This window comes from Phenylobacterium sp. (genome assembly GCF_030651755.1).
In the GTDB taxonomy this organism is placed as follows: Bacteria; Pseudomonadota; Alphaproteobacteria; order Caulobacterales; family Caulobacteraceae; genus Phenylobacterium.
This window is the reverse complement of the sequence record NZ_JAUSBZ010000012.1, coordinates 1-12,393: the sequence shown is the minus strand read 5'-3', so window position 1 is coordinate 12,393 and position 12,393 is coordinate 1. Positions and strand designations below refer to the sequence as shown.

13 protein-coding genes and 1 pseudogene are annotated in these 12,393 nt (G+C 65.8%); 6 read left to right on the top strand and 8 right to left on the bottom strand.

The annotated features are described in order from the left end of the window. Positions 1 to 563: pseudogene (locus Q7V15_RS01030) on the top strand (mechanosensitive ion channel domain-containing protein); the annotation flags it as partial. A gap of 2 nt (positions 564 to 565) precedes the next feature. Here the strand turns inward: Q7V15_RS01030 and gmk are convergent. The 7 genes from gmk to fabD form a co-directional block, all read right to left on the bottom strand. Further along, positions 566 to 1,210, bottom strand: coding sequence for a guanylate kinase (gene gmk, locus Q7V15_RS01025; protein WP_304753067.1), 645 nt, complete (start codon positions 1,208 to 1,210; stop codon positions 566 to 568). A gap of 39 nt (positions 1,211 to 1,249) precedes the next feature. Then, a complete protein-coding gene (locus Q7V15_RS01020; RefSeq protein ID WP_304753064.1) occupies positions 1,250 to 2,134 on the bottom strand; it encodes a YicC/YloC family endoribonuclease in 885 nt (294 codons plus the stop codon). 49 nt (positions 2,135 to 2,183) lie between these two features. Continuing rightward, on the bottom strand, positions 2,184 to 3,287 hold the full coding sequence (gene mltG / locus Q7V15_RS01015; RefSeq protein WP_304753061.1) for an endolytic transglycosylase MltG: 1,104 nt from the start codon (positions 3,285 to 3,287) through the stop codon (positions 2,184 to 2,186). Positions 3,288 to 3,290: 3 nt separating this feature from the next. Beyond that, positions 3,291 to 4,586, bottom strand: a complete 1,296-nt coding sequence (fabF, locus tag Q7V15_RS01010; protein ID WP_304753059.1) for a beta-ketoacyl-ACP synthase II — start codon at positions 4,584 to 4,586, stop codon at positions 3,291 to 3,293. A 113-nt stretch (positions 4,587 to 4,699) separates the two neighbouring features. Continuing rightward, the gene (locus Q7V15_RS01005) at positions 4,700 to 4,939 is read right to left on the bottom strand and encodes an acyl carrier protein (RefSeq protein ID WP_304753057.1); all 240 of its coding nucleotides are present in this window, start codon (positions 4,937 to 4,939) and stop codon (positions 4,700 to 4,702) included. Between the two features lie 174 nt (positions 4,940 to 5,113). After that, complete coding sequence (gene fabG, locus Q7V15_RS01000) at positions 5,114 to 5,854, bottom strand: 3-oxoacyl-[acyl-carrier-protein] reductase (RefSeq protein ID WP_304753054.1); 741 nt, start codon at positions 5,852 to 5,854, stop codon at positions 5,114 to 5,116. Positions 5,855 to 5,881: 27 nt separating this feature from the next. Further along, entirely contained in the window at positions 5,882 to 6,826 is a 945-nt protein-coding gene (gene fabD / locus Q7V15_RS00995; RefSeq protein WP_304753052.1) for an ACP S-malonyltransferase, read from the bottom strand. A 185-nt stretch (positions 6,827 to 7,011) separates the two neighbouring features. On the opposite strand from fabD, the gene Q7V15_RS00990 reads away from it, so the two are divergent. Beyond that, positions 7,012 to 7,656: a DsbA family protein gene (locus tag Q7V15_RS00990; RefSeq protein ID WP_304753049.1), complete on the top strand. Its 645-nt coding sequence runs from the start codon at positions 7,012 to 7,014 to the stop codon at positions 7,654 to 7,656. Positions 7,657 to 7,682: 26 nt separating this feature from the next. Here the strand turns inward: Q7V15_RS00990 and Q7V15_RS00985 are convergent, their stop codons facing one another. Continuing rightward, positions 7,683 to 8,081 (bottom strand): hypothetical protein, encoded by a 399-nt coding sequence (locus Q7V15_RS00985; protein ID WP_304753047.1) that lies wholly within the window; start codon positions 8,079 to 8,081, stop codon positions 7,683 to 7,685. Between the two features lie 316 nt (positions 8,082 to 8,397). Here Q7V15_RS00985 and rpsF point away from each other — a divergent pair, with 316 nt between their 5' ends. The 4 genes from rpsF to Q7V15_RS00965 all read left to right on the top strand — a co-directional run bounded on the left by rpsF (position 8,398) and on the right by Q7V15_RS00965 (position 12,333). Beyond that, the gene (rpsF, locus tag Q7V15_RS00980; protein ID WP_304753044.1) at positions 8,398 to 8,805 is read left to right on the top strand and encodes a 30S ribosomal protein S6; all 408 of its coding nucleotides are present in this window, start codon (positions 8,398 to 8,400) and stop codon (positions 8,803 to 8,805) included. Between the two features lie 17 nt (positions 8,806 to 8,822). Further along, positions 8,823 to 9,089 (top strand): 30S ribosomal protein S18, encoded by a 267-nt coding sequence (rpsR, locus tag Q7V15_RS00975; protein ID WP_304753042.1) that lies wholly within the window; start codon positions 8,823 to 8,825, stop codon positions 9,087 to 9,089. Between the two features lie 12 nt (positions 9,090 to 9,101). Then, positions 9,102 to 9,686, top strand: coding sequence for a 50S ribosomal protein L9 (gene rplI, locus Q7V15_RS00970; RefSeq protein WP_304753039.1), 585 nt, complete (start codon positions 9,102 to 9,104; stop codon positions 9,684 to 9,686). 169 nt (positions 9,687 to 9,855) lie between these two features. Beyond that, a complete protein-coding gene (locus Q7V15_RS00965; protein ID WP_304753037.1) occupies positions 9,856 to 12,333 on the top strand; it encodes a TonB-dependent siderophore receptor in 2,478 nt (825 codons plus the stop codon). Positions 12,334 to 12,393 lie beyond the last annotated feature (60 nt).

Below are 12,393 nucleotides of genomic sequence, written 5' to 3'. Positions count from 1 at the left end.
AGACCATCACCACCATTCCCACCTGGCGGCTGATCAACGAGTCCTTCGTCAATTGGCGCGGCATGCAGGAGTCCGGCGGCCGCCGGATCATGCGCGCCATCCTGATTGATCAGACCACCATACGCTTCCTCACCCCTGAGGAACGCGAGGGCCTGAAGCGTTTTGCGTTGCTGGATGTCTATCTGGCCGGCAAGGACAAGGAACTCGCCGCCTGGAACGAGTCTCTCATCAAGTCAGGCCGAGATCCGGTGAACACCCGACGGTTGACCAATGTGGGTTCGTTTCGCGCCTATGTCCTGGCCTATCTGAAGGTTCACCCCGGCATCGCCAAGGACAAGACCCTGTTGGTGCGCCAGCGCGACCCAACCCCCGAGGGTCTGCCTCTGGAAGTCTACGCCTTCGCCAACACCACCCAGTGGGAGGCCTATGAGGCGATCCAAAGCGACATCTTCGACCACATTCTGTCGATCCTGCCAGAATTCGGCCTGCGGCTCTTCCAGGCGCCGACCGGGCGGGACATGCGGGGCCTGGCCGATAGCCTGAAGGCCGAGCCTGGGCTCTAACTCTAGGGAAGGCGTTCGTCGAGGAGTTGCTGAATTAGGTCGGCGAGGCCCGGGTTGCGCACCCGCTTCTGGCGCTCGGCATGATAGATGTGGGCAAGGTCGGAATAGGCGCGGTCATAGTCGTCATTGATGATGACATAGTCGTAGTCGACCGCGCGCTCGATCTCACCATAGGCGCGACCGAGGCGGCGCTGGATGACGTCCTCCCGGTCCTGAGCCCGAGCATGAAGACGCCGGGAAAGCTCCGCCATGCTGGGGGGCAGGATGAACACGCGCACCACATCATCGGGCGCCTTACCGGCGATTTGCGCCGCCCCCTGCCAGTCAATGTCGAACAGCATGTCCCGGCCGCCGCCCAGGGCGTCCATCACCGGCTGCTGCGGGCTGCCATAGCGATGCTCATGAACGTTCGCCCACTCCAGGAAGGCGTTGGTCGCCACCATCTCGTCGAAGGTCGGCCGGTCGATGAAATGGTACTCGCGCCCATCCTCTTCACCCGGACGCGGGTCGCGGGTGGTGGCCGAGATCGATAGCTCCAGCTCGGCGTGGTCCGCCACCAGCCGCCGGGACAGGGAGGTCTTGCCGGCGCCCGACGGACTGGAGATCAGCAGCATCAGGCCGCGACGGGGGATGGAACTGTGGATCATCAGGCTCTCATACGGGCGCAATGGCCAGGGGCGCGATCTCTATTCCACATTCTGCACCTGCTCGCGAAGCTGCTCGATCGTCGCCTTGAGCTCCAAGCCCACCGCTGTGAGCGGCGAAAGCGCCGACTTGGAGCACAGGGTGTTGGCCTCACGCATGAATTCCTGGGTGAGGAAGTCCAGTCGGCGACCGACGGGACCATCGCCGTTCAGCAGGGCGCGCGCCGAATCCACATGCCCGGCCAGGCGATCCAACTCTTCGCGAACGTCGGCCTTCACCGCCATGGCGGCCGCCTCCTGGACAATGCGCTCTTCCAAGCCGGCGGGATCACCGATCAGCTCACGCATCCGCCGGGCGAAACGGGCCTTGAGCACCGCCGGCTGCTCCCCGGCCAGGGATGCGGCCGCGGCGGTCAGGTCTGCGATCCGGTCGGTCTGCCCCGCAAGAACCCCCATCAGGGCTGCGCCCTCGGCCTCTCGCGCCAGCTGCAGAGCATCCAGCGCCTCGGTCAAGGACGCCCCCATGGCCGCCTCGACCCGGGCCAGGGCTTCGGGGTCTGGGTCGGCCTCGGTCACCTCGATCACCCCGCGCAGGGCAAGCAGGCCGTCAACCCGCGGCGGCGCGGCACGTCCATCGGCGACCAGCCCGGCCACGGCGGCCAGGTAGCGCTCAGCCTGCTCAAGGTTGACCTTGACCTGCGCCTGGCTTTCGACCCGCTTGGCCTGAAGGCCGATGGTGACCTGGCCCCGCTGAAACCGGGCCTGCGCCCCTTCCCGGGCGATGCGCTCAAGGGCCTCAAAACCCGGCGGACCCCGGAAGCGAACATCAAGATTGCGCCCGTTGACGGAGCGAGCTTCGGCTGACCATGTCCAATCGCCCAGCGCCCCGTCCACCCGACCAAAGCCGGTCATCCCCGAAATGCTCATGATCGGTCTCTCCCGAACCTGTGGGGCGGGCCAGGCCGCAGACCAGCGCTCATGGCTCAGCGGTGGCGGTCGTGTCGGCCGGCGCCTCGGCGGGGATTTCGGCCGGGGCGTCTGTTGGCGCAGACCGGGCCCGTTCAATACGCCGCCACCGCTCTACATTGCGACGGTGCTCGTCATAGGTGGCGGCGAAGGCGTGTCCGCCGCTGCCGTCGGCGACAAAGAACAGATAGTCGGTCTGCGGCGGGTCCAGAACGGCGGCCAAGGCGGCGCGCCCGGGATTGCAGATGGGCGTCGGAGGCAGGCCGTCGACCATATAGGTGTTGTAAGGCGTAAGCCGGTTCAACTCCGACAGTCGGATGCCCCGACCAAGCGCACGCCCCTTGGTCAGGCCATAGATGATGGTTGGGTCGCTCTCCAGACGCATGCCCCGGCGCATGCGGTTGACGAAGACCGAGGCCACCTGGGGCCGTTCGGAGCCGAGGGCTGTCTCCTTTTCAACCACCGACGCCAGGATGACCGCTTCCTGCGGGCTCTGGATGGGAAGACCTGGCTGACGTTTCGACCACAGCAGCGCCAGGACCTCATCGTGGGCGTCCATCATCCGCTGAAGCACCGCGGCGCGGTCCTCGCCCCGTTCGATCTGATAGGTTTCCGGCAGCAAGGCGCCCTCTGGCGGCGCTGGAGCCACCCCGCTGAGCAAGGGGTTCGCCGCCAGGATCTCGACCACCATTTCAGACGTGACCCCTTCAGGGATCGTCACGAAATGACGCACCACCCGGCCGGCGCGAATGTCATCCAGCACCCCGGCCATCGGACGGCGGGCGGCGAATTCATATTCCCCCGCCTTGAGGCTGCGGGCGGCGCCGGTGACCTGGGCGGCGGCCAGGAAGATGGGCGCCGAGGAAATCACCCCCGCGCCCTCGAGCGTCGAAGCGATCTCCGGCAATCCCGCACCCCGACGCAGGATCACCGTCGTCGAGTCCTGTTCAGAGGCAGGTCCTGGCCCCTGGTACATCCACAAGGCCCACAGGCCAGCCAGGGCCAGGACCAGGGAGAAGGTCACAGCCGCGCTGACCAGAGTGACTAGCAATCGTCTCAAGGCGGAAACGCCGGCGCCCGTCTTGGCCGGTCGGGAGCGAGGCGTTCTGGCCATGGATCAGACCCGCTTGAACACCACAGACGCATTGGTGCCGCCGAAGCCGAAGCTGTTCGACAGGGCCACCTTGATCTCCCGAGGCTGCGCCACATTGGCGGCCAGGTCGATCGGCGTCTGAACCGAGGGGTTCTCCAGATTGATGGTCGGCGGGGCGATCTGATCGCGGATGGCCAGGCAGGTGAACGCCGCCTCGATGGCGCCGGCCGCGCCCAGCAGGTGGCCGGTCGCCGACTTGGTCGACGACATGGTCACCCGGGACGCCGTATTGCCCAGCATGCGTTCGACGGCGCCCAGCTCGATCTCATCGCCAAGCGGCGTCGAGGTGCCGTGAGCATTGATATAGTCGATGTCGGCCGGCGAAATGCCGGCGTCCCTGATCGCCGCCTGCATGGCGCGGAAGCCGCCGTCGCCATCGTCGGCCGGCGCGGTGATGTGATAGGCGTCGCCGGCCAGGCCGTAGCCGGCCACCTCGGCGTAGATTTTCGCGCCGCGCGCCTTGGCGTGTTCGTACTCTTCCAGCACCAGAACCCCGGCGCCCTCGCCCATCACAAAGCCGTCCCGGTCCTTGTCATAGGGCCGGCTGGCCTTGGTCGGATCATCATTGAAGCCCGTGGACATGGCGCGGCAGGCGATAAAGCCGGCTATGCCCACCGGGCAGATGGCCGCCTCGGCCCCGCCTGCGACCATCACATCGGCGTCGCCGTACTTGATCATGCGGGCGGCGTCGCCCACCGCGTGGGCGCCCGTGGCGCAGGCGGTGACCACGGAGTGGTTCGGGCCCTTGAATCCGTGGCGGATGGAGACCTGGCCCGAGGCCAGGTTGATCAGGGCCGACGGGATAAAGAAGGGGCTGACCCGCCGGGGGCCCTTCTCGTGAAGCTCGATGCTGGTCTTCTCGATGGTCGCCAGGCCGCCAATGCCCGAGCCGATGATCACGCCGGTCCGCTCACGGCCCTCATCATCCTCCGGGGCCCATCCGGAGTCCCTCACCGCCTCGTCCGCCGCGGCGATGGCGTAGAGGATGAAGTCGTCGATCCGCCGCTGGTCCTTCTGGGACATGACGCTGTCAGGATCGAAGGATCCTTCCACGTCCGGCCCGCCGCCGCCGCGCCCGTCGACGCGAGGCACTTCGCAGGCGACGTTGCAGGCATAGGTGGAGGCGTCGAAGGTGGTGATGTTCCCGGCGCCGGACTTGCCGGCCAGGATCGCCTTCCAGGTGACCTCGACGCCTGAACCCAGCGGGGTGACCAGACCGAGGCCGGTGACGACGACGCGGCGAGTGTTGGCGGTGGACATGGCGTTTCTACTCCCAGCGCCGGCCCCAAAACAAAACCGCCGCGCCTCTCCGGCGCTGGGGCCTAAGGGACGCGGCGGTCATGTGTCAGACGTCAGGCGAAGACGCCCGGGCGTCAGGCGCCCAGACGCTCCTGGATGAACTTCACGGCGCCGCCGACCGTCTGGATATGCTCGGCGGCGTCGTCCGGAATCTCGATATCGAATTCTTCTTCGAAGGCCATGACCAGCTCGACGTTGTCGAGGCTGTCGGCGCCCAGGTCGTCAATGAAGCTGGCCTTTTCGGTGACCTTCTCGGGATCGGCGTCGAGGTGCTCGATGACGATCTTGCGCACGCGTTCCAGAATGTCGGACATTCGCTTTTAGTCCCTCTAAATTCAACTGATGCATCCGCGACGGAGGACGCCTTGTCAACCTTCGGCGGTGTTGGGTTTGAGACCTCCAAGGTGGTCTCAGGCAGTCCAGGCCAGTTTAATCGGCGAGCGCCGTAGCATGTTCCTTTCAGCGAGGCCAGCGGCCAGCAGGCCCGTTCAGATCATCGCCATCCCGCCATTCACATGCAGGGTCTGGCCCGTGACATAGGCGGCTTCGGCGCTTGCGAGGTAGACGCAGGAGGCGGCGATTTCATCTCCCGTACCCAGCCGGCCGGCGGGAATAGTGGACAGGATTTGCCCCTTCTGCGCGTCGTTAAGCGCCTCGGTCATTGGGCTTTCGATGAAGCCTGGGGCGATGCAATTGACGGTGATTCCCCGACTCGCGACCTCCTGGGCCAGGGCCTTGGAAAAGCCGATCATGCCGGCCTTGGACGCCGCATAGTTGGTCTGGCCGGGATTGCCCATCACGCCCACCACCGAGGTGATGCCAATGATTCGGCCGTAGCGGCGCTTCATCATCCCCTTCACCGCCGCGCGGCTGAGGCGGAAATAGGACTCCAGATTGACGCGGATCACTGCGTCCCAGTCCTCGTCCTTCATCCGCATCAACAGGCCGTCACGGGTGATCCCGGCATTGGCCACAAGGATATCGAGGGGAGAGCCGGCGGCGGCCTCAGCGGCGGCGACAAGGCCGTCCACGGATGCAGGATCGGAGAGGTTGGCGGCGGCCACGCTGACCCGAGCGCCGAGCTCACCGGCCATGTCATCCAGCACCGCCTGACGGGTGCCCGACAGAACCACGTGAGCGCCCTGGCTGTGCAGCGAACGGGCCAGGGCCGCGCCGATGCCGCCCGTGGCGCCGGTGACCAGGGCGGTCTTTCCCGAAAGATCGAACATGTCAGCGCCTCCAGCGGCGGTTGAAACTCAGAGGGACTTGGCGAAAGCTTCAAGGTCGGCGGGCGTGTTCAGCGGTGTGGCCTCGGCGTCCGGGGCGATGCGCTTGGCCATGCCTGACAGCACCTTGCCAGCACCGGCCTCGGCGAAACGGGTCACCCCGCCGGTCTCCACCAGCCAGGCGACGCTCTCGCGCCAGCGCACCCGGCCGGTGACCTGCTCCACCAGCAGGCGGCGGATCTCTTCAGGCTCATGCACGGGACGGGCCGTCACATTGGCCACCAGGGGCGCCCGGGGCGAAATGATGGTCGCCGCAGCCAAGGCTTTGGCCATCTCGTCGGCGGCCGGCTGCATCAGCGGACAATGGAAGGGCGCCGAGACGTTCAGGGGGATGGCGCGGGCGCCCAGCTCCTTGGCCTTCTCGATGGCGCGGTCCACGGCGGCCTTGGCCCCGGAGATCACCACATTGCCCTGGTTGTTGTCGTTGGCCACGACGCAGACCCCAATCTCGGCGCCGGCCGCGGCGGCGGCCTCGGCCAGGGCGACGTCGGTCTTGGGTCCGATCAGCGAGGCCATGGCGCCCTCGCCCACCGGCACGGCCCGCTGCATGGCCTGGCCGCGCAGCTTCAGCAGACGGGCGGTGTCCGCCAGGCTGATGGCGCCGGCCGCGGCCAATGCGGAATACTCCCCCAGACTGTGCCCGGCCACAAAGGCCGCGCGATCGACGCCGACGCCGAATTCCTTTTCCAGGACCCGGCTGACGGCCAGGCTGACGGCCATCAGGGCCGGCTGGGCGTTTTCGGTCAGGGTGAGATCAGTCTCCGGGCCATCGCGCATCAGGGCGAACAGTTTCTGTTCCAGCGCGTCGTCGACCTCCTGAAACACCTCGCGGGCGGCCGCGAAGGTTTCGGCCAGGTCCACGCCCATGCCGACGGTCTGGCTGCCCTGGCCGGGAAAGATGAAGGCGAGGCTCATGGCTTGCGCTCCCTGGCTGGCGGCGTCCGGGGCCCGGCGCGCGCTCTGTCGATTCCGAGCCGCGAGGGTTAGGGGATTAGGCCCGGGGCGGCAAGCTTGGGAGGCCCCTGGGGCAGGCAGGGTGACGACGCCGGAGTGATGAGTCAGACTTGTTCGAGCCATCTGTCTCGACGCCGGAGCCTGCAGTGACCGACCGCCATCTGATCTACTTCGCCGACCCCATGTGCTCCTGGTGCTACGGGTTCTGGCCGGTGATCAGCGCCGTCCGCGCCGCCTTTGGCGACACCTTGCCCATCCGGCTGGTGATGGGCGGCCTGAGACCTGGGACCACGGAGGCGATGACCGAAGAGGCCAAGACCGCGCTGCGCGGCCATTGGGCGGAGGTCGCCACGGCGTCAGGCCAGGACTTCAGTCAGACCGCCATGGCCGGCGAGGGCTTTGTCTACGACACCGATCCGGCGGCAAGGGCCGTGGTGGTGATCCGGCGCGAGCGCCCCGACCTCGCCCTCGACTATCTGGGCGCCCTGCAACGGGCCTTCTACGGCGAAGGCCGGGACATCACCCAGGAGAATGTGCTCTGCGAGATCCTCGGCGAAGTGGTCCCGGGCGCTGATCTGGAGGCTTTCCGTGTGAACTGGCGGAGTGAGGACGCCGAAAACGAGACCTGGGCCGACTACGCCATCTCGCAGAAGTCAGGGGTGACCGGTTTCCCGACCCTGGTGGGCGGCCCCGACGATACGGGCCGCTATGGCGTCGTGACCCGCGGCTTCTCCCCAGCAGAGCAGGTTCTGCCGGTGCTGGTCGACTGGATCGGTCGCCCCCTCCACTGACGGACTTTGCGTCTCGTCCTTCGCGCCTAGCGCTCGACCGCCGGACCGCAGTGAAGATAGCCGCGCTCCACCATGCGCCGCATCGCCTCATAGACCTCTGTCAGTTCCTCATAGGTTGAGCGCAACTGGCCCAGCCGGATGACCTGTTCGGGGGTAAGGAGATGCGAGCGGCCGGCGAGCGCCAGGCTCTCGCCGACCCAGGCGGCTCGGGCGTGAGCCGCGGCCAGGGCCAGGCGCTGGAACTTGGCGACGTCAACCGGGCCAAGCATCTGGGCGACCACCTCGCGATTGCAGGCGAAGGCGGTGTAGTCGATCTGCTCCAGCAGGCCTCGCAGGCGGCGCTGGGCGGCAGGGTCACTTTCCTCCTGTGGCTCGAAGTGATCTGAAACCACACGGCGGTAGGATGAGGTTCTGACGGAAGACATTTCTCCCTCCATGGCGCGAAGCCATCGGGCTCCGAGCCTTCATTTTACGAATGCAGGATTAATATTGGTTTGCTGTCGGCGACGGATCGATGGCGGGGCGTTCGGCGACGTCATCCGGAGCTGAGCGTCCGCCGTGGCCGCGGGCTTTACTTGCCCTGCCCGTGAAATTCGCGTACTAGCCCGCCTCTTCACGGATGGCGGTCTCTTGCCGGAACGCGAACAGGTCGAGGTCCGCTCGACCGCCGCGCTTGAGATCCACCGTGACCGACGGACTTCCGCTGTCGATCACGCCGCCCTCCACAACGGAAGAGGAACAATGGCGCTTTACGAACACGTGGTCATTTCGCGGCAGGACATCTCGCCGCAACAGGCCGAAGCCCTCAATGACCAACTCAAGTCGATGATCGAGGAAAGCGGCGGAGCCGTGGCCAAGATCGAGTACTGGGGCCTCCGCAACCTCACCTACCGCATCAAGAAGAACCGCAAGGGCCACTACTCCCTGCTGGCCATCGATGCGAAGCCTGAGGCCGTCAAGGAGATGGAGCGTCAGCTCTCCCTCAATGAAGACGTCCTGCGCTACATGACCGTCCGCGTCGAAGAGCTGGACCTGGAGCTGTCTCCGGTTCTGGCCCGCCGGGATCGCGAGCGTGAGCCCCGCCGCGAGGACGGCCCCCGTCGCGACGGCGAGTCCCGCCGTGACGAACCGCGCCGCGACGACGCCTAAGGGGAGGATCTGACATCATGACTGATACAACTGACACCGCCGCTGCGCCGGCCGCAGCCGCCCGCCGCCCCTTCTTCCGTCGCCGCAAGGTTTGCCCGTTCTCGGGCGCCGGCGCGCCGAAGATCGACTACAAGGACGTGAAGCTGCTGCAGCGTTACGTCTCCGAACGCGGCAAGATCGTGCCGTCGCGGATCACCGCCGTTTCGGCCAAGAAGCAGCGTGAACTGGCCCGTGCGATCAAACGCGCCCGCTTCCTCGCCCTTCTTCCCTACGTCGTGAAGTAAGGGACCAGGATCATGAAGGTCATTCTGCTCGAACGCGTCGAAGGCCGTGGCGGCCTCGGCGAAATCGTCACCGTCAAGGACGGCTACGCCCGCAACTTCCTGCTGCCGCGCCGTAAGGCCCTGCGGGCCACGACCGCGAACATGAAGGTGTTCGAGGCTCAGCGCGCTCAGATCGAAGCTCGCAACGCCGAGGCTCGCGCCGACGCCGCCAAGACCGGTGAAGGTCTCGACGGCAGCACCTACACGCTCATCCGCCAGGCTGGCGAAAGCGGTCAGCTCTACGGTTCGGTCTCTGGCCGTGACGTGGCTGACGCCGTCAACGCCGAAGGCGGCAATGTCGAGCGCGCGATGGTCATCCTCGACAAGCCGATCAAGACCCTGGGCATGCATGCGGTGAAGGTCCGTCTGCACGCTGAGGTGATCATTACGGTGAACCTGAACATCGCCCGCAGCCAGGACGAAGCTGATCGCCAGGCCCGCGGCGAGAACATCCTGACCTCGCAGTTTGAGGAAGATCGGGCCGCAGCCGAAGAGGCCGCCGCCGACCTGCTCGAAGGCGGCGCAGGCTCGATCGAAGGCGACTACGTCGAGTCCTGATCTCGGCGACATCAATATGCGATCTCAACGGCGCAGGAGTTTTCTCCTGCGCCGTTTTACTTGTGCTGTTGCAAAATGGTCATTTCGCAGAGGCTCGGGCCACCCCACATAATCCAGTTATATGACCGCGCCCTGGGATTCACCCGGCCGCCCGGTCGGGGGACTGCTCATGAGCTATCGTCACCTACTGTTTTCCGCGGCGTCCGCCGCAACGCTTTGGGCCGGCGGGGCCGCAGCTCAGACGCCCTCCGGTGATGTGACCGTCCAGGAGTTTATCGTCACCGGCACCAGAGCGGCGAACCGCGCCGCCCTCGACACCGCAGCGCCCGTTGACGTTATCAGCCAGGAAGCCCTCAGCCGGGTGGGGGTCACTGAGATCAACCAGGCCCTTGCGATCGCCCTGCCTTCGTTCAACTTCCCGCGCCCGGGGCTTGCCGATGGCACCGATACCGTGCGCCCAGCAACCCTGCGCGGGCTATCACCCGATCAGACCCTGGTGCTGGTGAACTCCAAGCGGCGCCACTCGGCCTCCCTGGTCAACGTCAACGGCACGATTGGCCGAGGCGCCTCAGCCGTGGACCTGAACACCATACCGACGGCGATCGTGCAGTCGATCGAGGTGCTGCGCGACGGCGCCTCGGCGCAGTACGGCTCCGACGCCATCGCCGGCGTTCTGAACCTGCGCCTCCGCGAAGCCAGCAGCGGTGGCAACCTGACGGCCTCCTATGGACAGCGGGTGACCACAGTCTCGACGCAGGTGGGCTCGCCGCCGGCGGGCGCAACCTGGAACGTGGCCAACAAGGCCGAGTACGAACGCCGCGACGGCGAGACCATCAATCTCTCTGGCTGGGTGGGCCTGCCCCTCGGCGACGCCGGATTCCTGACCCTGGCGGCGGATTATCTTGATCAAGAGAAGACGGTGCGCACAGCCCCGGACTGGCGTCAGCAATACGCCCTGGTGAACGGCGCGTTCGATCCCCGTGAAGCAACCATTGACCGTTACAATGCGTGGTACGGCGAGCCGCAGATCGAGCAGTACACCCTGTTCGCCAACGCCGGTTACGACCTGAGCGACAACACATCGCTCTATGGCTGGGCCAGCTATCAGAACCGTGACTCCACCTCGGCCGGGTTCTTCCGCCGGGCCCTCGATGACCGGAATATCGCCGCCATCTACCCCGATGGCTTCCTGCCGTTGATCAATCCCACCGTCGAGGACATGTCCCTGGGGGGCGGTGTGAATTGGATCCTGGGCGAATGGGACATGGATACGTCCCTGGTCTACGGCTCCAACTCAATGGACTTCGTGATCCGCAACACCCTGAACCGGTCCATTGGCCCGTCCAGCAAGCGTGAATTCGAGGCCGGCGGCTTTGAGTACAATCAGCTGGTGTTCAATGTCTCTGGCGTGCGCACCTATGAGGCTGGCCTGGCCTCGCCTCTGAACGTCGCCGCAGGGGTGGAACTGCGTCGGGAAGGCTACCAGATCAACGCCGGCGAGCCGGACTCCTACCGTAATGGCGGCGTGCTGCTGAACGGCGGGCCCACGGCTTCCGGCGCGCAAGTATTTCCTGGGTTTCGCCCTGCCAATGAGGTGGACGTCGATCGGAGTTCGGTGGGCGTCTATCTCGACCTCGAAGCCAACCTGACCGACCGCGTTCTGGTTTCGGGCGCAGTTCGAGCCGAGCACTACTCGGACTTCGGCGAGACGATCACGGGCAAACTCACCGCCCGCTTTGACATCACTGAAAACTTCGCCCTCAGGGGCTCGGTGCAGAATGGCTTCAGAGCTCCCTCGCTTCAGCAGCAGTTCTTTACCGCCACCTCGACCAACTTCATCAACGGCGTGCCATTTGACATCACGACGTTCCCGGCCACCGACCCGGTGGCGGCCGCTCTCGGCGCCCGTCCCCTCGATGCTGAGAAGTCTGTGAATATCGCGGGCGGGATGGTCTTCCGCGTCGGCGCGATCAGCTTGACCCTCGACGCCTACCGGATCGAGGTCGAAGACCGGATCGTTCTGTCCGAAAACCTCACCCAGGCCAACGTCCGGGCCTTTCTCACCTCGCAAGGTTTTGTGGGCGTCGGCGGAGGCCGCTTCTTCATCAATGGCGTCGACACCAGGACGACCGGCCTAGACGTGATCTTGAACTATCGCCATTCCACCATGAACTTGGGGGACTTCGCCTATACCCTGGCGGGAAACCTCAACTCCACCGACGTCACGCGAGTGCCGCAGACCGGACAATTGGCCGCTCTGAATCCCTCGCCGGTGCTGTTCGACCGCGTCAACGTCCTGACCTTCGAGCGAGGCTCACCTGAGACCAAGCTGTCGGCGTCGACGGATTGGACCCTTGACCAGTTCGGCGCCACCCTTCGGGCGACCCGCTACGGCGAGGTTCTCAGCCCCGGCACCACCGCAGCTCAGGACCTGATCCTCAAGCCTGCCGTTGTGGTCGATCTGGAAGGTCGGTGGAACGTGACGGAGAATATCCGGTTGACCCTCGGCGCTGATAACCTGTTGGACAAATATCCGACCGGCACGCCGCCGACACTGAATTCGACCTCGAACACGCCGTTCTCGAACTACGCGCCGTTCGGCCGTTCGGGGCGCTATGTCTACGGACGCGTTTCAGTGAACTTCTAGGCTCCATCTCCAGGAGCGGTGACTGACATTGACGGCGCGGGTCTCTTGCGGACCCGCGCC